Annotated in this window: 15 protein-coding genes; 7 read left to right on the top strand and 8 right to left on the bottom strand. The window is 61.8% G+C overall.

Going from position 1 to position 21366, the window contains the following annotated elements; all coding sequences use genetic code 11:
- Nucleotides 1-40: 40 nt before the first annotated feature.
- From ACWGS8_RS26515 to cyoA, 7 genes are read right to left on the bottom strand one after another with little or no spacing between them, the layout of a single operon-like run.
- Complete coding sequence (locus ACWGS8_RS26515; protein WP_454583690.1) at nt 41-577, bottom strand: response regulator transcription factor; 537 nt, start codon at nt 575-577, stop codon at nt 41-43.
- Nucleotides 567-1919, bottom strand: a complete 1353-nt coding sequence (locus ACWGS8_RS26510) for an ATP-binding protein (RefSeq protein ID WP_454583689.1) — start codon at nt 1917-1919, stop codon at nt 567-569. The genes ACWGS8_RS26515 and ACWGS8_RS26510 overlap by 11 nt, the downstream gene beginning before the upstream one ends.
- Entirely contained in the window at nt 1916-2731 is an 816-nt protein-coding gene (locus ACWGS8_RS26505) for an SURF1 family protein (protein WP_454583688.1), read from the bottom strand. The genes ACWGS8_RS26510 and ACWGS8_RS26505 overlap by 4 nt, the downstream gene beginning before the upstream one ends.
- On the bottom strand, nt 2728-3105 hold the full coding sequence (gene cyoD, locus ACWGS8_RS26500) for a cytochrome o ubiquinol oxidase subunit IV (protein WP_454583687.1): 378 nt from the start codon (nt 3103-3105) through the stop codon (nt 2728-2730). Before cyoD ends, ACWGS8_RS26505 begins: the two co-directional genes overlap by 4 nt.
- The gene (cyoC, locus tag ACWGS8_RS26495) at nt 3102-3728 is read right to left on the bottom strand and encodes a cytochrome o ubiquinol oxidase subunit III (protein ID WP_454583686.1); all 627 of its coding nucleotides are present in this window, start codon (nt 3726-3728) and stop codon (nt 3102-3104) included. Before cyoC ends, cyoD begins: the two co-directional genes overlap by 4 nt.
- 9 nt (nt 3729-3737) lie before the next feature.
- A complete protein-coding gene (cyoB, locus tag ACWGS8_RS26490; RefSeq protein WP_454583685.1) occupies nt 3738-5735 on the bottom strand; it encodes a cytochrome o ubiquinol oxidase subunit I in 1998 nt (665 codons plus the stop codon).
- Between the two features lie 10 nt (nt 5736-5745).
- Nucleotides 5746-6927 (bottom strand): ubiquinol oxidase subunit II, encoded by a 1182-nt coding sequence (gene cyoA / locus ACWGS8_RS26485; RefSeq protein WP_454583684.1) that lies wholly within the window; start codon nt 6925-6927, stop codon nt 5746-5748.
- Between the two features lie 215 nt (nt 6928-7142).
- Between cyoA and ACWGS8_RS26480 the strand changes: the two genes are divergently transcribed.
- On the top strand, nt 7143-8462 hold the full coding sequence (locus ACWGS8_RS26480) for an MFS transporter (protein ID WP_454583683.1): 1320 nt from the start codon (nt 7143-7145) through the stop codon (nt 8460-8462).
- On the opposite strand, the gene ACWGS8_RS26475 is transcribed toward ACWGS8_RS26480, so the two are convergent.
- A complete protein-coding gene (locus tag ACWGS8_RS26475) occupies nt 8459-9988 on the bottom strand; it encodes an MDR family MFS transporter (protein ID WP_454583682.1) in 1530 nt (509 codons plus the stop codon). The genes ACWGS8_RS26480 and ACWGS8_RS26475 overlap by 4 nt on opposite strands.
- A gap of 129 nt (nt 9989-10117) precedes the next feature.
- Between ACWGS8_RS26475 and ACWGS8_RS26470 the strand changes: the two genes are divergently transcribed.
- From ACWGS8_RS26470 to gspD, 6 genes are all read left to right on the top strand, one after another.
- A complete protein-coding gene (locus ACWGS8_RS26470; RefSeq protein WP_454583681.1) occupies nt 10118-10756 on the top strand; it encodes a MarR family winged helix-turn-helix transcriptional regulator in 639 nt (212 codons plus the stop codon).
- A 309-nt stretch (nt 10757-11065) separates the two neighbouring features.
- The gene (locus ACWGS8_RS26465; protein ID WP_454583680.1) at nt 11066-17164 is read left to right on the top strand and encodes an RHS repeat-associated core domain-containing protein; all 6099 of its coding nucleotides are present in this window, start codon (nt 11066-11068) and stop codon (nt 17162-17164) included.
- Nucleotides 17161-17508, top strand: coding sequence for a hypothetical protein (locus ACWGS8_RS26460; RefSeq protein ID WP_454583679.1), 348 nt, complete (start codon nt 17161-17163; stop codon nt 17506-17508). The genes ACWGS8_RS26465 and ACWGS8_RS26460 overlap by 4 nt, the downstream gene beginning before the upstream one ends.
- A gap of 76 nt (nt 17509-17584) precedes the next feature.
- Nucleotides 17585-18262 (top strand): transposase, encoded by a 678-nt coding sequence (locus ACWGS8_RS26455; RefSeq protein ID WP_454583678.1) that lies wholly within the window; start codon nt 17585-17587, stop codon nt 18260-18262.
- A 133-nt stretch (nt 18263-18395) separates the two neighbouring features.
- On the top strand, nt 18396-18878 hold the full coding sequence (locus tag ACWGS8_RS26450; RefSeq protein ID WP_454583677.1) for a hypothetical protein: 483 nt from the start codon (nt 18396-18398) through the stop codon (nt 18876-18878).
- 360 nt (nt 18879-19238) lie between these two features.
- Nucleotides 19239-21365, top strand: coding sequence for a type II secretion system secretin GspD (gene gspD / locus ACWGS8_RS26445; RefSeq protein WP_454583676.1), 2127 nt, complete (start codon nt 19239-19241; stop codon nt 21363-21365).
- Nucleotide 21366 lies beyond the last annotated feature (1 nt).

Below are 21366 nucleotides of genomic sequence, written 5' to 3'. Positions count from 1 at the left end.
CCAAACCGGTCTCGTGGGGCTCGCGGCGCGGCGCCTGCTGCTATCGCACCACGCGTTTCTCGAGCTTGCGGGCCAGAGTGCGCCGGTGCAGGCCAAGCCGGCGCGCGGTTTCGGAGATGTTGAAACCGGTCTCGACGAGCGTCTCGTGGATGCGCTCCCATTCGAGGTTCTTGATCGAGGTGGGACGATTGCTGACGGAAACCGAAACATCGCCCTCGGCCCGGCCGAAGGCAGCTTCGATATCATCGGTGTTGGCGGGCTTGGCCAGGTAGTGACATGCGCCAAGCTTGATTGCCTCGACCGCCGTGGCGATGCTGGCGAAGCCGGTCAGCACGACGATCCTCATCGAAGCGTCGCGGGCGCTGAGCAGTTTCACGCATTCCAGCCCCGAGCCCCCGGCGCCAAGCTTGAGATCGACGACGGCGTAGGCCGGAACCGCCGTCTCGAGGGCGCCGGCCAGCTCTTCCCTGCCGTGGCAGACGACGACGTCGTAGTCGCGCTTTTCGAAGGAGCGCTTCAGCGTCTTCGCGAAGGTGGCGTCGTCCTCGACGACAAACAGGGATCGATCAGGCTTCATGATCATCTCCATCGGTCAGCGCCGCGAGCGGCAGCGAGAGCGTAACACAGGCGCCCTGCTCCATGTTGAGCGCCGAGAAGTCGCCTCCCAGCTTTCGAACCACGTTGACGACGAGGAAAAGGCCAAGGCCGCCGCCGGGTCGTCCCTTGCTCGACATATAGGGCTGCCCGAGTGCCGCCAGAATACCCTCGTCAAAGCCCGGCCCGCGGTCGCACACCGAAATCACCAATTTCTCGCCCTGCCGCTCGGCAGTGACGCCGACCCAATCCTGCGACGCCTCCAAAGCATTGTCGAACACGTTGAAGATGACCTGCTTCAGTGCCGTGTCGGAGACGATCTGCTCGTCAGGTTCGAAATCGTTCTTGTAATCCAGGTTGAGCGGCTGGCGGCTGACACGCCACTCCTGAACGAGATCGTCGAGGAAATAACGGATGCTGGTGCGGATCGTGCCCTCGCCCCGCGCCTGCCCCGACGACATCAAGATGCCCGAGACGATGCTTTTGCAGCGCTCGATCTGCGCCTGCATTTCGGCCACGTCCCCGGCCAGTTCGCGATTGCGGGTGACGCTGCGGATCTGGCGCCAGTCGGAGAGGATCACGGAGATAGTCGACAGCGGCGTGCCCAGTTCATGCGCGGCACCGGAGGCCAGCAGGCCCATGCGCACGATGTGGTCCTCCTCGGCCGAGTGCTGGCGCAGATCGGCGAGATAAGCGTCGCGCTCGCGCAGATTGCGGTTGATGCGCGTCATGAAGATGACGATCAGGCCGGCCGCCAGCACGAAGCAGATGAACATGCCCCTGATATGCAGGGCCAGCAGGTCGCTGCCGCCGTGATGCGGGATGGGGATCGGCTGGAACCGGAAGGTGAGGAAGACGAAGCAGGCGGAAGCGGCGGCCACCAGGCTCCAGGTGGACCATGGTGTCAGAAGTGCGGCGCCAAGCGTGATCTGCAAGAGATAGAGCGACACGAACGGGTTCGAGGCACCGCCGCTGAGGTAAAGCTGGGTCGTCAGCGCCGCCATGTCGAAGATGAGCGCGACGAACAGCTGCGCGTTGCTGATCGGGCGCTCGCCGCGCAAAACGAGCAGGCTGAAGATATTCAGCCCGACCAGGAAAAGCACCACCGCGGCCATCTCCCCCAGTGGCAGCGGGATGTCGAACCAGTATTGCGTCACCAGAATGGTGAGCACCTGACCCGCCACCGCCAGCCAACGCAGCTGGATGAGCAGGAGCAGGTTCTTCCTGTTCGCCGCGTCGGGATCTGCGGCCGCGCCGTTCTTGCCCGCAAGCGATGCCGCCGCGAAGGATTTGTCGTTGCGAAGCGTTTGCGTCGGGGCGCTCATCGTGCCGGTCCTCGCCGCCAGCGGGCGCCGATCATCGGTGCGGCCAGGGCCGCGGCGAGCATCGCAGCGAGCGTGAACCAGGTCAAAGCATAGACGAGGTGGCTGTTGCGGAAAGTCACGACCGTCAGGCCACCGCGCGGCCAGCCGCCGGATGCTTCCGCATCGACGAAATAAGGGGCGACGTCGATCGTTAGGCCGCGCGCTGTTGCGATGGCGCCGACATCGCGCGAATACCAGCGATTGCCCGCCACATCGTTGCTGCGCAGGAAGCCGCCGCCGGGCTCGCTCATGCGCAACAGGCCATCAATGACGGTCGACGAACCGAGGCCGCCGTTCTCTTGTTCGAACTCGGCCTTGCGCTCCTGGGGAATGAAGCCGCGGTTGACCAGCACGATGAAGCCACGGTCGGTCCGCATCGGCGTCAGCACCCAATAGCCGCCGCCAAGCTCCGTCACCGCCTGCACCAGCGTGTTCTTGCCGTCCAGAAACCGTCCGGCCAATCGCACATGGCTATACTCGTCGCCGACCGCGGTCACTCCGGCCCAGCTCGCCGGGCCGGGCGCATCGGCAACCGGAGCATGGATGCGCTGGTCGACGCGGGCGATCAGGTCGAGCTTCCAGACCCGCCTTTCCAGTTGCCAGACGCCAAGCCCAACAAACATCAGCACGCCGAGAAGCCCGAGCAGCAGGAGAAAAAGCCGAGACGCGGCCGATCTGCCGGCGTCCTTTCCTGGCGCGGCGGGCAAGCTGATGTCGGCCTGCCCGATCCGTGCTTCGACAGTGATCCTCCCCGCGCCCGGCGCCGGGCTCATGGCATCTCGCGCATGTCGTGAAGCCCCGGCATCATGTTGGCGTTGAGGTGATACATCACCCAGAGCGAGCCGGTCAGCACGATCACGACCAGGATCAGCGTGAAGATCAGCGCCAGCATCGACCATCCGCCTTCCGAGGCGGTGTTCATGTGCAGGAAGAAGACCATGTGGACGACGATCTGCACCACCGCGAAGGCCATGATGACGATGGCCGTGGCCTGCTTGTTGTCGATGGCACCGCTCATGACCAGCCAGAACGGGATGGCGGTCAGGATCACCGACAGGACGAAGCCGATCAGATAGCCCTTGAACGATCCGTGCGCGGCGCCGCCATGGGCGTGGCCGTGATCGGCAGCGTGATCATGAGCGCTCATCGCAACATCCCCATCAGATAGACGAAGGTGAAGACGCCGATCCAGACGACGTCGAGGAAATGCCAGAACATCGAGAGGCACATCAGCCGACGGCGGTTGGCCTCGATGAGGCCGAACCGGGCGACCTGCGTCATCAGCGTCACCAGCCAGACAATGCCGAAGGTGACGTGCAGACCGTGCGTGCCGACCAGCGTGAAGAAGGACGACAGGAAGGCGCTGCGCTGCGGTGTCGCGCCTTCGTGGATCATGTGCGCGAATTCGTAGAGCTCGATCGACAGGAAGGCCAGGCCGAACAGGCCGGTCACGGCAAGCCAGGCTTGCGTCGCGGCGACGCGGCCCTTGTCCATGGTCAGCATGGCAAAGCCATAGGTGATCGAGGAGAGGAGCAGCATGGTGGTGTTTACCGCCACCAGATCGAGATCGAACAGGTCCTTCGGAGCGGGACCCGCCGCGTAGTTGGCGCCAAGCACGCCATAGGCCGCAAACAGCATGGCGAAGATCAGGCAGTCGCTCATCAGGTAGAGCCAGAAGCCGAGCATGGTGCTGCTGCCTTCGGCATGCGCATGTTCTTCTTCCAGATGGAAGACCGGTTCGGTCCCGTCCGCGGTCGCTATCGAATCCATGCTTAAACCCTAGCCCTGGGCGGCGAGGAGCGTCGTCCTCGCCTCCTCCGTTTGTGTGACCTCGGCAGCTGGAATGTGGAAGTCGCGGTGATAGTTGAAAGTGTGGCCGATCGCGGTGGCGATCAGGCAGACGAAGCTCAACGCCGCCAGCCACCAGATGTACCAGATCAGGCCGAAGCCGAGCGCCACGCTGAAGGCCGCCAGGATGACGCCGGTGCCGGTATTGCTGGGCATATGGATCGGCCTAAAGCCGGCGAGCGGCCTGGTGTAGCCGGCCTTCTTCATGTCCCACCAGGCGTCGTTGTCGCGCACGACCGGCGTGAAGGCGAAGTTGTAGGCCGGCGGCGGCGAGGAGGTCGACCATTCGAGCGTGCGGCCATCCCAGGGATCGCCGGTCGGATCCGTCAGAGCCTCGCGCTTGCGGATGGAGACGAAGATCTGGATCAGGAACGCCGCGATGCCGGCAGCGATCAGCACCGCGCCGAAGGCGGCAATGACGAACCAGATCTGCAGCGAGGGATCGTCGAAGACACGCATGCGGCGCGTCACGCCCATCAGGCCGAGTATGTAGAGCGGCATGAAGGCGAACCAGAAGCCCACCACCCAGCACCAGAACGACACCTTGCCCCAGAACGGATCGAGCTTGAAGCCGAAGGCCTTGGGCCACCAATAGGCGATGCCGGCGAACAGGCCGAACAGCACGCCGCCGATGATGACATTGTGGAAATGGGCGATCAGGAACAGGCTGTTGTGCAGCACGAAATCCGCCGGCGGCACGGCGAGCAGCACGCCAGTCATGCCGCCGACGACGAAGGTGAGCATGAAGGCCATCGTCCACATCATCGGCAGTTCGAAGCGGATGCGGCCGCGATACATGGTGAACAGCCAGTTGAAGATCTTCGCTCCCGTCGGGATCGAGATGATCATGGTGGTGATGCCGAAGAAGGAATTGACGCTGGCGCCGGAGCCCATGGTGAAGAAGTGGTGCAGCCAGACCAGGTAGGACAGGATGGTGATGACCACCGTGGCGTAGACCATCGAGGTGTAGCCGAACAGGCGCTTGCCGGAGAAGGTCGAGGTGACTTCGGAAAACACGCCGAACAGCGGCAGGATGAGGATGTAGACTTCCGGGTGCCCCCATATCCAGATGAGGTTCACATACATCATCGGGTTGCCGCCGAAGTCGTTGGTGAAGAAGTTGGTGCCGACATAGCGGTCGAGCGCCAGCAGCGAGAGCACGGCCGTCAGCACCGGGAAGGACGCCACGATCAGCACGTTGGTGCAGAGCGACGTCCAGGTGAAGACGGGCATGCGCATCATCGTCATGCCAGGCGCGCGCATCTTGATGATCGTGCAGATCAGGTTGATGCCCGACAGCGTCGTGCCGACGCCCGCCACCTGCAGCGCCCAGATGTAATAATCGACGCCGACATCCGGACTGTAACCAATGCCGGAGAGCGGGGGATAGGCGAGCCAGCCGGTGCGGGCGAACTCGCCGACGAACAGCGAGGCCATGACCAGTATGGCGCCGCCGACCGTCATCCAGAAGCTGAAATTGTTGAGGAAGGGGAAGGACACGTCGCGCGCGCCGATCTGCAGCGGCACGACGAAGTTCATCAGCCCGGTGACGAAGGGCATCGCCACGAAGAAGATCATGATCACGCCGTGCGCGGTGAAGATCTGGTCATAGTGATGCGAATTGAGGTAGCCCTCGGAGCCGTTGAAGGCGATGGCCTGCTGCAGGCGCATCATGATGGCGTCCGAGAAGCCGCGCAGCAGCATGACCAGGCCGAGCACCATGTACATGATGCCGATCTTCTTGTGGTCGACGCTGGTGAACCACTCGCGCCAGAGGTAACCCCACAGCTTGAAATAGGTGATGACGCCGAGAAGCGCGATGCCGCCGAGCGCCACCGCGACGAAGGTGGCCACCACGATCGGCTCGTGCAGCGGCAGCGAGTCCCAGGTGAGACGGCCGAAAATGAATTTGGTCAACGTATCGGGCATCGGCTGTCTCTCACAATTCGCGCCGCAGCAGGCCGAGCGACGGCGTATCCGCCTCGGCGCGACGGCTCTCGGTCCCGGGCCTCAGCAGCCCTGCCCCGCGCAGCGGGGAAAGATTCCTGGCCGGCCAATCCGCCGGCGTGGCATCGCTGGCCGCGCGCTCCGCGGCGGCCGCTTCCTCCGCCGTGCAGATGCTGGCGACATAGGACGGATCGTTGCCGAACACCGCGCCGCGCCGGGCGAGCTTGTCGTATTGCAGCGGCAGCGTGTTGTGCACACCCGCAAGACCGAGGCCGCCCTTGGCGTCGATCGACATCATCTCGTTCATGCACATCTTGCCGCGCTCGACGCACAGATTGAGGATGGCGCCATAAAGGTCGGGATCGACGGAGGCAAAGTGGCGGACAGGCTCGTTCTCGCTCGGCTTTTCAAGTTCGAGATAGTTTTCGCGGCTGAGCGTCGCCGGCGCGGTCCTGGCCTGCGCCACCCACTGCTCGAACGCCTGGTTGGACAGGCCGTGGAAGGCAAAGCGCATTCCGGAAAAGCCGGCGCCGCTGTAGTTGGCGGAGAAGCCGCTATAGGTGCCAGGCCGGTTGATGACGGCGTGCAGCTTGGTTTCCATCGCCGGCATGGCATAGATCTGCCCGGCAAGGGCTGGAACATAGAAGGAATTCATCACCGCCGACGAGGTGATGCGGAAGTCGATCGGCTGGTTGACCGGCGCCGCCAGCTCGTTGACGGAGGCGATGCCGTAGTCCGGATAGATGAAGAGCCATTTCCAGTCGAGCGCCACGACCTCGATCCGCAGCGGCTTGTGCGCTTCAGTGACCGGCTGGCCGGGCTCGATGCGGTCGATGCGGCGGTACGGGTCGAGCAGATGCGTGCCGAGCCAGGTCAGCGCGCCAAGGCAGATGATGATGAGCAGCGGCGCCGCCCAGATCACCAGCTCCAGTTTCGTCGAATGATCCCAGTCCGGCGCATAGGTCGCCGAGGTGTTGGATTGCCGATACCGCCAGGCGAAGAAGACCGTCAGCGCCATGACCGGGATGATGATGACCAGCATCAGCAAGGTCGAGACCACGAGCAGGTCGCGCTGCTGGGCCGCGACATCGCCGGCGGGCGCAAGCACGACCAGATCGCAGCCGCTCAACAGCCCGGCCAGGGGGAACAGAAGCAAGGCTCCAAATCGTTTCATCAAACGCTGCCCTCGAAAGACCGCCGCAACCGTTCATGCTGCAGTGCGGTATCGATTCAAGGGCTACTGCTCGCGGCGCCGTGGTAACATTGGACAATTTGTCCAATGCCCAGCCGGCATGGCTTTGGCGCAGTGTGCAGTGCACAATGGAACCCTTGGGGAATCCCCGGAATTGGGTTCCGGACACTTCATTCCACGCGGTGGCGACGGATAAGATGGCTCAGACTTCGACTGAAACGAACAGCGAGCTGATCGGCTCGCATCATGGCCAGGTCAGCGCGGGCGATATAGCGGTCGGCGTGATCGTGGGCAGGACGTCGGAATTCTTCGACTTCTTCGTCTATGCTATCGCCTCCGTCATCGTGTTTCCCAAGCTGGTGTTTCCGACGCACGATCCGCTCGTCGGCACGCTCTATTCCTTCTCCATCTTCGCGCTGGCCTTCGTCGCGCGCCCGTTCGGCTCCGTGCTGTTCATGGCGATCGACCGCGCCTACGGCCGCGGCGCGAAACTGACGATCGCGCTGTTCCTGCTCGGCACGTCGACCGTCGCCATCGCATTTCTGCCGGCCTACGCCGACATCGGTGCGGTCGCGGTATGGCTTCTGGCGCTTACCCGCATCGGCCAGGGGCTGGCGCTCGGCGGAACATGGGACGGACTGCCCTCGCTGCTGGCGCTGAACGCGCCGCAGAACCGGCGCGGCTTCTATGCCATGATCCCGCAGCTGGGCGCGCCGATCGGCCTCATCGTGGCAAGCTCCCTCTTCGCCTTCTTCGTCGCCAACCTGTCGGCCGACGACTTCTTCTCCTGGGGCTGGCGCTATCCCTTCTTCGTCGCCTTCGCCATCAATGTCGTGGCCCTGTTCGCCAGGCTGCGCATCGTCGTCACGCCTGAATTCTCGAAACTGTACGAGAGCGGCGACCTGCAGCCGACGCGCATCAGGGACACGATCCGGGCTGAGGGCCGCAACGTCGTCATCGGCGCCTTCGCGCCGCTGGCGAGTTTCGCCCTGTTCCACATGGTCACGGTGTTTCCGCTTTCCTGGGTGTTCCTGTTCACCAAGGAGGGCCCGGCACGCTTCCTGATGATCGAGGCGGTAAGCGCGCTGTTCGGCATTGCGGCCATCGTCGCATCGGGCCCGCTGGCCGATCGCGTCGGGCGCCGTGCGCTGCTCGGCGGTTCGGCGATCGCCATCGGCACCTTCAGCGGCTTTGCCCCGCAGCTTCTGGATGGCGGCGCGGTCGGCGAGGCGCTGTTCATGGTGCTAGGCTTCATCCTGCTGGGACTGAGCTTCGGGCAATCGTCGGGCGTCGTCGCCTCGAGCTTTTCCCGGCAGTATCGTTATACCGGCTCGGCGATCACCTCGGATCTGGCGTGGATGTTCGGCGCCGGCTTCGCGCCGCTCGCAGCCCTGCTGCTGGCCGGCAATTTCGGCCTCATCGCCGCCGGCGCCTATCTGCTGTCGGGTGCTGCCTGCACGCTGCTTGCCCTGTGGATCGACGGGCGCCGTCCGGCCGCGGACCATCTCGCCGACTAGCCGCGCTTCGGGATCTGGATATCCTCGAGCAGAAGCGTCAGCGCCATGGCGACGAAATAGAGCGCCGCCACCCAGACGAACATCAGGTTGAAACCACTGGAATAGTGGGCGAGCACCACGTCGCGGACCGCGGCCGGCAGACTTGACGCCAGATGCGGGTTCAGCCCGGTCAGGCCATCCGGCAGCAGAGCGGCGGCATCGGCGGGAAGCTCCGAAGTCTGCCGGTTCAGGGCCCAGGTCATCACCGCGCCGTTCAGCGCCAGTCCCAGCGAAGCGCCGATCGTGCGCGCCTGCGTGATCAGCGACGTCACCGCGCCGATGTCCTGCAGCGGTGCCGCGGCCTGAATCGCCACGATCAGCACCTGGAACTGCAGGCCCATGCTGATGCCGAACAGGCCCATCATCACCGCCAGCACCCAGATCGGCGTGTGCGAATTGATGAAGACAAAACCTATCATCAGCAGCCCGCCAATCCCCATCGCCACGACCGGCATCCATTTGTAGCGGCCGGTCGCGGCAATCACCCGCCCGGCGACGATCGAGATGACCATCGAGGTCAGGGAGGCCGGCAGGAACAGGAAGCCGACTTCGGCCGGACTGAGCCCGGTGAGCGTCTGCATGTAGAGCGCGAAATAGAAGAACATGCCGAGCGTCACCGATCCGGCGACCACCGACACGCCCGAGACGATGCGCACTGTCGAATTGCCGAACAGCCGCAAGGGCACGATCGGCTCCTCGGCCCGCCGCTCGACCAGGATGAACGAGGCGATTGCCGCGATCGCGACGACCGGCAGCACGAAGGTGAGGAGGTCCGGTCCGGCGGGGTCGAGCACATGATAGCCCCAATAGACGATGGCCGTGGTGCCGATAGCCAGCAGCAAGCCGCCAAGGTAGTCGATGCTGTGCCTCTTCTCGTTGAACCGGCTGCGCATGGCGAACGCCAGGATCGCCAGCACGACGATGCCGATCGGCAGGTTGACCAGGAACACCCAGCGCCAGCCGAACAGGCTGGTGATATAGCCGCCGGCCAACGGGCCGAGGACCGACGACAGCGCGAACACCGCCGAACTGTAGCCCTGGTATTTGGCGCGGTCGCGCGGCCCGAACAGTTCGCCGATCATGGCGAAGGCCGAGACCATCAGGCCGCCGCCGCCGATGCCTTGCAGGACGCGCGCCGCGATCAGGCTCTCCATCGACCAGGCCATGCCGCAGACCAGCGAACCCAGCAGGAACAAGGCGATCGCCGTCAGCACCACGTTCTTGCGGCCATACATGTCGCCGAGCTTACCGTAGAACGGCGCGACGGCGGCGGTTGACAGCAGGTAGGCGGCGCCGACCCAGCCGAACAGATGCAGATTGCCGAGTTCACCGGCAATGGTGGGCAAGGCGGTGACGACGATCTGCATGTCGATGGTGGCCATGAACATGGCGATCAGCGCGCCGGAATAGACGACCAGCGTTGTAATGTCGGGCTTGGCCCCGGCCTCTGCGGGCGGCGCATCCGGGAGAGTCGAGTCAATGCTCATGGGTGTCTCCGACGTTCGCTCCGACTTTCGGCGCGGTTTATGTGCCCATGGCAGATATATGTCAACATCAAATATATGCTATCAGCATTCAATTGACATCGGCATATATTTTTGCTAGCGCGCTGTGACATGAGCAGCAACGATACCGGCCCGGACAAGCCCGACCGATTTTCCGCCTTGTGGCAGACGCATGGCGACCAGGATCTCGCCGATCTGGCGCGCAGCAATGGCCTGTCCGAAGCGGCGGCCGACGCCGTCGCCGCCATCGACGCGGTGTTGAACAAGGTGCGCCGCTCCATCCAGCGGCGGGAGTTCGGTCGTTTGATCCTGGCCCGCATCGACCCTTCGCTGGAAGTGAGCCATCTCGATGTGATCATCGCCATTGCGCACAATCCGGCCGTCGGCGACGCGCCGCAGGACGAGGTGACGGTGGGCAACATTGCCGAGCGCCTGGGGATCGACCCGTCCCGCGCCAGCCGCATCTCTGCCGACATCGTCGAGCGCGGCTACGCCTTGCGCGTCGCATCGCAACTCGATGCCCGCCGCATTTGCCTCAGGCTCACCGCCAGGGGCGAGCGCCTGGTGACGGCGGTGCGCCAGACCAAATGGCGGATCTTCGCCGAGTCCCTGGCGCAATGGGACGAGCAGGATCTGGTGACGTTCGCTCGCCTGCTGGAACGCTTCGCCGGCTTGGCCACGGATGAAGCGGGGATGAGCAGGGCCGCCGACGCCGTCAAGCAGATGATGGACGAGGCGGAGCCGGTGTAGGCTGCCGGTTGTTCGACGCCAGCCATAGCTGGCACGAATCGACGAAGCGAACGACAGCACATCGCATCGCGTCATTCGAAAAGATGCTGCGAGCTTGTGCAGTGTACTGTTTTGCCCCCGAAAAATAAGTCTGTGGATATGGGCTTCGTGACGAGAGCGGGTCGTATCCGTCAAATGAAAGGTGCGTAACGATAAGCAACTTGGCTCGGGGGACTCATGAAACGGTTGCTTGTTGGCGCGGCAGTGCTTGCCGCGAGTGTCGTCGGCGCGGATATTTCTGCCGTCTCTTATATTAGCCGAAGTGCAGGAATGGCAGCACTTGCGCAGGAGAGCCAAAGCTCTTCCGCGACCGCAGGAAATTCTGCTGCCGGCTACGGCAATGGCGGAGCGGCGCTGGGAGCCGGCGGACCGGCCGCGGGCAGTCCTTCGAGTTCATCGTCGGCGCAGTCAACCGGAGATGGTTCATCCGGGACCAGCAGTCCCGATGCGGCGGCCAAGGTCGGCGCCAAGCCGGCCGACGCCAAGGCCGCCGACGGCACCGGCACCACGGATGGCACCAAGGCCGCCGATACAAAGACCACGAAGGCAACCGGCAAGGCGGCCAAGACCACTGACACCGAGGCCGCACCCGAGGAGCCGGCGGCGCAGGCAATGGCGGCTGCGTCGGCAACCACGACCAGCGGCGACCCCGAGGCGATCGGCACGCCGAAGGTCGATTTGCCCAAGGCTGCCGGCAACGGCAATCTCGGCTATTCGATTGGCATTGACGCTCCCGCCTTCCACGGCATCGAGCCGCAGATCGCGCTTAACTACAATTCCTCGCGCAAGACCAAGACCGGCGGGCTCTACCAGGGCTGGCTGGGCTACGCCTGGGGTCTCGATGGTTTTGACGTCATCGAGTGGGCAACGCCGGGCTACGGCATGCCGGCCTATGACGCCAACGACATCTATCTGCTCGACGGCCAGGCGATGGTGGCCTGCACTGCCGGCATGGTGTCGCCCTCCTGCGCGACCGGCGGCACGCATGCGACGGAGAACGAGAGCTACCGTCGCATTGCGCTGAACAGCGCCACCAATGAATGGAAGGTGACGGACAGGGATGGCACCGTGTCCACCTTCCGCTCGGTGGCGGCGGTTGCCAACCTCACTCCGGCGGCCGGCACGCCCGCCTATGATCTGGCCTACAGCTACCGCTGGCTGCTGACCTCCGTTACCGACACCAACGGCAACACGGTCGCCTACAGCTACTGGTGCCCGGCAAGCCCGGTCTGTTATCCGCAAGGCATCAGCTACAACCACACGGCGATCGGTTTCCAGTTGGAGGCGCGGCCCGATTCGGTCCTGATGGGCAATGGGCGCGACATCTCCGAGACGACCCTGCGTATCAAGGGGATCGTCGTCTGGGTCAACAATATCGTGCGCGGCGCCTACAAGCTGACCTACGACCAGGCGCCGTTCTCCAACACCTCGCGTCTCACCCAGGTCACCCGCTACGGCACCGATGCGACGGTTACCGCCGACGGCACCATCACCGGCGGGACGTCGAAGGTCATCGGCCAGATGACCTATCAGAACACTGATGGGGTTTATGGGACGACGTCATTCCCGTTCTCCGCTGGGTCGCAGCCGGAGTCAGTTGGCGATTTGGATTTCGACGGCGGGGACGAGATTTTTGGCGAAAATATCCGGGACGTGGATACTTGTCACGCCAACCAAGGTCCTTGTCCGGCTAAGCAGAGGACCAAATACATCTACAAATTCGCGCCGGGCGGGGGCGCATCTCAGGTGCTCGACACCACGAACTATACTGCCCCTGACCTTCCCGAATATTTTTCGCAACCTGGTCGCTTCGTCGCAAACAAAAATACCATGGACTTTGCCGATTCGGTAATAACTGCTTTTACAAACGGCGCCACTGGTCGCACAACCTACTCATCAAACAATTCGATCATTCAGACAGATGCCTCCCTAGGGCTGACCAAGGCTTCTTGCCCCCCCGCAGGCTACCAAGCTGTTTGTGCCGCACTCCCAACTACGAGCTCCAATGTATTGCCGTTTCCCATTGTCACCGACGCGAATGGCGATGGCATAGATGCGATCAACCCCGGTTGGAACGGAGGCAACGGTTTTGGTTTCATTGGCGTTGGCGACTTCCTTGGCAATGGTCGCCAAGTGCCGTTGTTCACGAGCGGACAGAAGGGCGCGCTAGTGAACGACAAATGGCAGCCGAGCGGAACATCGTTCCCGATCCCCTGCCCGGCACAGAATTATTCAGGCCCTGGCACCTGTGTCATGGGCGATGTCAATGGCGACGGCGCGACCGACATTTTGCGCTATAGTGGCAGTGACGGCAGCACCACGGTTTGGCTGTCAACCGGGACCGGCTTCAAAAGCTATTCGGTTTCCTCGATGTCGGGAACGACAGCGGTTCTTCGCGACTTCGACAACAGCGGTAAAGCCTCGGTCATCACCATTGGCGGGACGATCACACCACAGCGGCATCGCACCGGCCCTGTGCGGGTTTTCTCGCTCCGTCCTTCGTCAACAGCATTGACGCCGGTTGAGTTCACGCTGCCTTCGGGGATTACCGCTGGCACGTTGGTCGGCGACTTCAACGGCGACGGTCTGCCAGACTTCCTCGACTACAACAACATGTTCATGTCGAACGCCGGCACCGGCAATCCGAACCTGCTTCGTTCGATCACCACTGAGTTGGGTGGCACGGTGGCGGTCGAGTACACGCCGTCGTCGACCTGGACGAACAACTACCTGCCGCAGGTGGTGCATGCGATGACAAACCTGTCGGTCAGCGACGGCCGCGGCCAGACGGCGGTGAGCACCTATCAGTATGCCGGTGGCACCTACGACCCGGCGGCGCGCAAGTTTTTGGGCTTTGCCTCGATCGTCGAGACAAAACCGTTGGCCAATGGCGAGACGGCGCCGTCGACGGTGACGACCACCTATCGCCAGGACCTCGCGAGCTACGGCCTGCCGTCGCTGACGGTGTGGAAGGATGGCGCGGGCACCGTGCACAAGCAGGTGGCCGAGACCTATGCCGTCAACACGGCGAGCAAGCCGTATACGGTGCAGAACTGGGCGACCGACACGACGTTCATCGAGAATGTCACATACACGCTCCGGGTCGAGCGCGGCTTCGATGCCTACAACAATGTCGTCAGCCTAAAGGATTATGGCCGCACTGACGCCAGCGGCGACGAAACCTGGACCGAGCGCTTCTTCTCGCCCAACACCTCCGCCTATATCGTCTCTTCGCTGATTGCCGAACGCACCCATGCCGGCCTGACCAGCACCGATCCCTATGTCGGCTACAGGCACAATTACTATGACGGGAATACCGACGTCTGGGCGGTGCCGACCAGGGGCAATCTGACCTGGGTGCTGACCTTTAGCGATGTCACCTCGACACCGCAAAAGTCGGTGAGTCAGTACTTTACCTATGACAGCTATGGCAACAAGATCACGGCGGCCAACAGCCTCGGCCACAGGACCGAATGGGACTATGATGCCACCTATCACCTCTACCCCGTAACCGAGCGGGCGCCGCGTTACTTTGCCACCGGCGGCCAGACCGCCGACACGCGCTTTGTCTCGACCGCGACCTACAATCCCGTCTGCGGGCTGCCGGCCACCAGGACCGACTTCAACGGCCTGGTAAAAACCTTCACCTACGATCCCTTCTGCCGTCTCTATCAGGCCTCGCAGAGCGTCACCGGCGCCTATGTCAGGAACCAGTTTGTCAGCGAGGGCAATCCCGGGGCGCAGGCGCTGATCAAATACACGCCGCTCCCCAATGGCGCGGGGGAGGATTTTACCATCTCCTGGTATGACGGGCTTGGCCGGGTCTACCACGTGGAAACACCCGGCGAGACGGCGGCCGGGCCAAGGCGCATTGCCGATACCGATTACGATCCGCGCGGCAATGTCCTGCGCACGGATTTCCCTCGCTTCGTCGGCGAGACCGCGCAGTGGACCACCAACCGCTACGATTGGGCCGACCAGCTGACCAAAACCGTCAATCCGGATGGCAGCCAGCGCAGCTATCTCAACGAGTTGGCCACCGCGCCCACCACCACTCCGCGACTGCATGGCACGACGATGACCGACGAGCTCGGCCATCAGACCCGGACGGCATGGTCGACGCGTGGCGACGTCGCGGGCGTGGTTCGTGACTTCGCCGGTCTTCAGCTTGCGCAAACCCGCACCTTCGACGTGCTTGGCCGGCTGGTCGGCCTTGCCGACACCAGCGGCTCGACCTGGACCTACACCTACGACATGCTCGGCAACCGGCTGTCGGCGTCGGATCCCGATCTCGGCACCTGGACCTATACCTACGATGCCGCCAACCGGCTGGTCAGCCAGACCGATGCCAGGGGCACGGTCACCAATCTCGGCTACGACCAGATGGACCGGCTGACGCTGAAGACAGCAACGGCACCCGGCGGCAGCCCGGTTGTGCTTACCCAGAACACCTATGACCAGGCGGCTCCAAGCTATTGGTACAACATCGGCCAGCTCACCACCTCGACCAACGCGACGGCGACGCACAGCTACAATTATGACGGGCTTGGCAAGCTCGGCAGGCATGACGCGACCATTGCCGGCCTGACGCACACCACGGTCGATATCCACGACGGGTCCGGCCAGACCATCCTGAAGAATTACCAGCCGGGCGACCTGTGGTTCGGCACCTGGGCCAACCCCTTGCAATACACCGCCGGCAACAAGCTCTACTCGGCGCCAGGCTTCATCACCTCGACCATCTACGAGGCCGACGGCCAGACCAAGGAGATCACCTACGCCAATGGCGTGAAGACAAGCTTCACCTACTCGCCGACACGCCGCTGGGTGACGCGCATCACCACCTCGAAGGGCGCGACCGTTCTCCTCGATGAGCAATATGCGCGTGACAATCTTGGCCGCATCACCGGCACCACGGGGCTCACTGCCGCCGGCAGCTGGACCTATGGCTATGACAATGCCGACCGGCTGACCTCGAGCACCAATCTGGGCAACACCAGCTTGAGCGAAAGCTTCGTCTATGCCGCCAACGACAACATGCTCTCGCGCACGCGTGTCGCCGGCACCTATGTCTATCCCGCGGCGAGCGCAGCTCGTCCGCACGCGCCCATCAGCGTTGGCGCCAATGCGATGGCCTATGACGCCAATGGCAATCTCACCTCGGACGGCAGCCGCACGCTGTCCTGGGACGAGGCCAATCGGCTGAAGACGGTCAGCCTTGCCTCCAACACCGTCAACCTTGCCTATGGACCGGACGGAGCGCGGGCGAAGAAAACCTCGAGCTTTGCCACGACGCTCTATCCCGATGCCGACGTCGAGATCAATCCGGCGACACCGGGCGCGGAGATCTATACGCGCTATCCCCATCCCGACATCAAGGTGGTCGGCACGACAAAATACTTCCTGCACCGCGAGCACCTGGCCTCGGTGCGCATGGTCACCGACATGTCGGGCGCCCTGGTCGAAGGCAACAGCTACGCCACCTATGGCGAGAGCCTCAACACCGGCTTCCAGACGCAGAAAGGCTACATCGGCGAGCGTTTCGATGCCGAGACCGGGCTGCTGTATCTCAATGCACGCTACATGGATCCGGTGTTGGGGCGGTTTATTTCGCCCGATGATTGGGATCCGACCAAGGAAGGGGTTGGCGCCAATCGGTATGCGTACGCCTTGAATGATCCGGTCAACAATGCCGACAACAATGGCCATGTTGCCGCGACCCCGTCATCCGACAAAGCCGCAAAGGCGAGAGCGGAGGCCGAGAAGCAAGCCCGTGAGCAGGACAAAGAAGCGGAGGACTTGAAGTCAAAATTAATATCCTCCGATGGCGATTTAAGCATATTGGACGGGGTCGATCCCAAAGTTGCCCAGATGGCCTGGGGCAAGTACAAGATGAGCAATAGCGGGGCTGTGAATACAGAGGACTGGGCTATACCAGTGCCGCCTACTCCGGCCGGGTTCTTTAGCAAAGCTTCCGTTGTTGCTGAAGAAATTGTCACTCAAAAGACCATTATGGAGATCGCCGCAAGTAAATTTGACTACCTCTTTGGAAAAGTAACGAGCAGCCCTCACAACTTGGCCAGATCCAGACAATTGGCAACTGATATGAAGGCGCTTGGCATTCAAGATACTGATGTTGGAAAGAAAATTCTAGCTGATCACTTAAAAATGTCTGTAAATTCAGAAGGAAACATCGTCAGCAAGTATACAGATGAATATGGAACTTTCGAAGTAAGGGAATCTCTCCTCATGGGCCCTTCAGGAAAAGCAGCGAAGGTCAACTCAACATTCCATTTGATGGACGACGGAACCCGCCAATTTTCAACTATGATTACCCATATCGGAAAAAACAAAGGGATAACTGAATGAAATTCCCGGGGAAAGCAGATTTCCAAGCTGCGTTTGGTCTGGAGCCGGAAGACGAAGATCCCAGCATGGCGTATGTTCGCTATGTTTTCAGGTCTAATACAAGCTCCTTGGAGTTAGACGTATCATTTAGTGGTGTCTTGGAGTCATTCCAGATTATCACGCGTATCCATGGAAGCGTATTTGGCTCGATCTCGTCAGAACGGACAATATCGTTGGTGATCGATCAAGATGAAAATGGCACGAAGGCATTACACGTCACTTTCGATATCAAAGGCATAGTCGCGGAGGCCAGAATCACTTTCGAGCCTGATATTTCTTATCAATGGTGGCTTATCAATGAGTAGATAGCGATTAGGAATTCCGGTGACAGTGCACTTTTTACCCTGTTCGCGTTGCTGTCGCCGTGTATAGATTAATCGTATGGCTCGCCTTGCCCGCATCGTCGTTCCCGATCTACCGCACCACGTGACACAGCGCGGCAACGGGCGTACCAAGGTGTTTTTCACGCCCGAGGACTACGCGCTCTACAAGACCCTGTTGGTCGAACATTGCCGCGCCGCCAATGTCGGCATCTGGGCATGGTGCCTGATGCCGAACCATGTGCACTTGATCCTGACGCCGGCCGATCCCGACGGCCTGCGGCGCGCGCTCGCCAAGGTGCACCGCGCCTATGCCGGCATCATCCATGCGCGGCAGAAGAAAACCGGGCATTTCTGGCAAGGCCGCTTCGGCGCCGCCGCGATCGACAAGGACCACCTTTTGTCGGCGGTGCGTTATGTCGGACTGAATCCGGTGCGCGCGGGGCTGGTGAAACAGGCGGCCGATTGGCCCCGGTCAAGCGCTCGGGCGCATCTGACAGGAGAGTCCGATGGCGTTACCGATCCGCAGCCAATGAGGGACCGCCTGCCATCATCGAGCGGGCTGTTCGACTTGCTCGAAACGGATGTCGCGGCTTTTGAAGCGCTACGCAAGGCTGACAGCGTCGGCCGACCGATCGGCGGCGAGGCCTTTCTTAGCCGGATTGCCGGGCAAACTGGAAGAGCCGTAAAACCAGGAAAGCGGGGTCGGGGGGCCAAAATTAGTGCACTGTCACCGTAATTCCGAGCAGAAAAAGAACGGCGAGAAAAAGAGAGGTCGGACAAGAAAGATAAAGACAAAGGCAATAACGACGGAGGCAAGAAAAGTGGTGGCGGTATTGATGGAAAGAACGGCGGCAGTGGGAATAATATAAATGATCACTAAAGAAATAAGTATGCTGGACATTGTGAAGTCAGGCTCAATAGGTCCGTTCACTGCTGGACTGGCAATCAATGAGATTGGAAATGAGGCCGGGGCCCCAGATTACTGGATGTTCTCCACAGGAAGAGAAATGAATTTTTATCTCGGTTATGGCCCGCTTGAGGTTTACATTCACACAGAAGGAAACGCCGGGTTAATAAATCTTGTGAAGCTGAAGGCTTTGAAATTTAAAAGAAGCGCGTTTATATTCAAAAACGAATATAAAGAGAAGTCTCTCAGGCTCACCATCGGAAGCACCTGGAGGACATACGAAAGCGCACAATCAGCCTTGAGGCGAATGTCAGTTAATTTCTCAACTGAATTCCAAGAAATTGTCAAAGAAGATACATCCGCAGTTATTAATATAGAAAATTCAGCTAGACTTTATTTTTCCCACGATAACGGCCGAGAAATACTTGATACAATTGAGTGTTAAGTGTCTTGCTGTTTGGAATTACGGTGACAGTGCACTAATACCCATCATAGTCATGTCGAAGTCCGTCGCCCCCGGATTGAGCATATGGCTCGCCTCGCCAGAATTGTCGGATTACGGTGACAGTGCACTTTTTTGGCGATGTCGGCTTGACATCCCAGGCCAAGGCCACGCCGTCTCTGTAGCCCAAGGCAGTGCCAAACGAGATCGCACTCCTCCGCTGGAGCGCAAGCGCCCTCCATCGATCTCCACACCGCACACGCTGTCCCCACCTACCCTGTGGATAGACCCCAAACACCGCCATCATTCCCGACATCCGCCAGCAAGAAGCCCTAGACTGGGTCCCCTAGGGGAATCGGGTGGATGTCGAGCAAGTCGAGTCATTGCGTCGTGTTGTTCACGCTGCTGGCTGTCGCCGGCTGCACCTCCGCGCCGGGCAAGGACTTCTTCACCGAGACCATCGACAGCCTGCATGCCAAGAATTCGCCCCTGCGGGCGGGCTATAGCGGGCCTGCCGCCGTCACTTCGGCGTCGAGCGCGGCACAGCGCTTCAACGGCGCGCAATATCAGGGCACGGGCCAGTTCGTCTCATCGGGCGCGCCGGTCACCAAGGTGACGAGCGATAGCTCCGGCAAGTTCGAGCTCAATCTGGTCAATGCGCCGATCGCCGACGCGGCCAAGGCGGTGCTGGGGGATGCGCTGCACCTCAACTACATCGTCGACCCGCGCGTGCAGGGCACGGTGACGCTGCAGACCTCGCAGCCGGTGTCGCAGGATGCGCTGATCGATATCCTGCAATCGGCGCTGGCGGTGAACGCCGCCGGCATCACCAGCCGCGGCGGCACCTACCAGATCGTGCCGCTGTCGGAGATCATGGCCAGCACGCCGCCGGTCAGCGTGCCCTCGACCTCGCCGTCCGGCCCCGGCGTCAAGGTGCAGGTGCTGCAGCTGCAATTCATCGCCGCCGACGAGATGAAGACCATTCTGGAACCGATCACCCGCCAGGGCTCGGTGCTGCGGGTGGATTCCACCCGTAACATCATCACCGTCGCCGGCAGCGACAGCGACCTCAATGCGATCCGCGAAGCGGTTTCGGTGTTCGATGTCGACTGGATGCGCGGCATGTCGGTGGCGCTGCACCCGTTGAAGACCTCCAAACCGGAAGCGGTCGCCGCCGAACTCGATTCGATCTTCGGCACCAAGGACGGTCCGGGCGCCAAGCTCATCCAGTTCATCCCCAATGACAGGCTGAATTCGGTGCTGGTGATCACCTCGCGCCCGGCCTATCTGGCGCGCGCGGCGACCTGGATCAACAAGCTCGACAGGCTGGCCGAGACCAATGAAAGCCAGCTGTTCGTCTACCAGATCCAGAACCGGCCGGCCAAGGAACTGGCATCGGTGCTGAGCTCAGTTCTCGGCACCACGGTGAAGACCGAAGGCCAATCGGGCGGCTCGAACGTGGCGCCAGACCAGACGCCGATCGCCATGCAGTCGGACGGCGTCACGCCGGCGCCGCTGACCGGACCTTCGCCCTCGCTGCCTCAGCAGGACAATCAGGCGCCCGCCCATGCCACTGTCGTCGCCGATGTCGAGAACAATGCACTGCTGATCCAGACCACGGCGCGCGACTACCAACGCATCGAGCAGATCCTGACCAAGGTCGACGTGCTGCCGACGCAAGTCATGCTGGAAGCGGTGATCGCCGAAGTCACGCTCAACGACGATTTGAAATACGGCCTGCGCTGGTTCTTCGAGAATGGCGGCACCAAGGTTTCCGTGACCGACGTGGCCAAGGCTGCCGCGGCGGCCACCCTGCCCGGCTTCAACTGGAGCTATGCAACCGACAACATTCAGGTGACGCTGAGCGCGCTTTCCAAGATCACCGACGTCAACGTCATTTCGGCGCCCACCATCATGGCGCTCAACAACCAGAAGGCGGTCTTGCAGGTCGGCGACCAGGTGCCGATCCTGACCCAGCAATCGCAGGACACCGGCAACGGCAGCGCGCCGATCATCAACTCGGTCCAGATGAAGGATACCGGCGTCATCCTGACGGTGACGCCGCGCATCAACAATGCCGGCAGGGTCATGCTCGACATCCAGCAGGAGGTCAGCAACGTCACCAAGACGGACAGTTCCGATATCGACTCGCCAACCATCCAGCAGCGCAAGGTCCAGACGCGCGTGCTGGTCAATGACGGCGAGAGCCTGGCACTGGGCGGCCTCATCCAGCAGAACAACAGTGTCGACCGCAGCCAGGTGCCGATCCTCGGCGACATCCCGATTCTCGGCAATGCGTTCAAGCAAAAGGACGACACCATCAGGCGGACCGAATTGATTATCTTCATCCGGCCGCATGTCGTGCGTGATATCAATGAGGCGCGCGAGGTGACGGACGAATTCCGCGGCAAGATCAGCTTGCAGACGCCGATCCAGAAGCGCCGCGGCGGCACCAAGCTGCAGCAGGATTTGAAGAGGCTGGCGTATTGAC

The organism is Mesorhizobium sp. 43Arga (genome assembly GCF_053714255.1).
Note: the sequence above shows the minus strand (reverse complement) of the source record. Positions and strands in the feature narration are given on the sequence as shown.

Bases quoted from the DNA above. Each gene is read 5' to 3' on its own strand.
- ACWGS8_RS26450 (WP_454583677.1), top strand. From the start codon at position 18,396: ATGATCACTAAAGAAATAAGTATGCTGGACATTGTGAAGTCAGGCTCA.
- ACWGS8_RS26475 (WP_454583682.1), bottom strand. From the start codon at position 9,988: ATGAGCATTGACTCGACTCTCCCGGATGCGCCGCCCGCAGAGGCCGGG.
- ACWGS8_RS26460 (WP_454583679.1), top strand. From the start codon at position 17,161: ATGAAATTCCCGGGGAAAGCAGATTTCCAAGCTGCGTTTGGTCTGGAG.
- ACWGS8_RS26465 (WP_454583680.1), top strand. From the start codon at position 11,066: ATGGCAGCACTTGCGCAGGAGAGCCAAAGCTCTTCCGCGACCGCAGGA.
- gspD (WP_454583676.1), top strand. From the start codon at position 19,239: ATGTCGAGCAAGTCGAGTCATTGCGTCGTGTTGTTCACGCTGCTGGCT.
- ACWGS8_RS26480 (WP_454583683.1), top strand. From the start codon at position 7,143: ATGGCTCAGACTTCGACTGAAACGAACAGCGAGCTGATCGGCTCGCAT.
- ACWGS8_RS26515 (WP_454583690.1), bottom strand. From the start codon at position 577: ATGAAGCCTGATCGATCCCTGTTTGTCGTCGAGGACGACGCCACCTTC.
- cyoC (WP_454583686.1), bottom strand. From the start codon at position 3,728: ATGGATTCGATAGCGACCGCGGACGGGACCGAACCGGTCTTCCATCTG.
- ACWGS8_RS26505 (WP_454583688.1), bottom strand. From the start codon at position 2,731: ATGAGCCCGGCGCCGGGCGCGGGGAGGATCACTGTCGAAGCACGGATC.
- cyoB (WP_454583685.1), bottom strand. From the start codon at position 5,735: ATGCCCGATACGTTGACCAAATTCATTTTCGGCCGTCTCACCTGGGAC.
- ACWGS8_RS26455 (WP_454583678.1), top strand. From the start codon at position 17,585: ATGGCTCGCCTTGCCCGCATCGTCGTTCCCGATCTACCGCACCACGTG.
- ACWGS8_RS26470 (WP_454583681.1), top strand. From the start codon at position 10,118: ATGAGCAGCAACGATACCGGCCCGGACAAGCCCGACCGATTTTCCGCC.
- ACWGS8_RS26510 (WP_454583689.1), bottom strand. From the start codon at position 1,919: ATGAGCGCCCCGACGCAAACGCTTCGCAACGACAAATCCTTCGCGGCG.
- cyoD (WP_454583687.1), bottom strand. From the start codon at position 3,105: ATGAGCGCTCATGATCACGCTGCCGATCACGGCCACGCCCATGGCGGC.
- cyoA (WP_454583684.1), bottom strand. From the start codon at position 6,927: ATGAAACGATTTGGAGCCTTGCTTCTGTTCCCCCTGGCCGGGCTGTTG.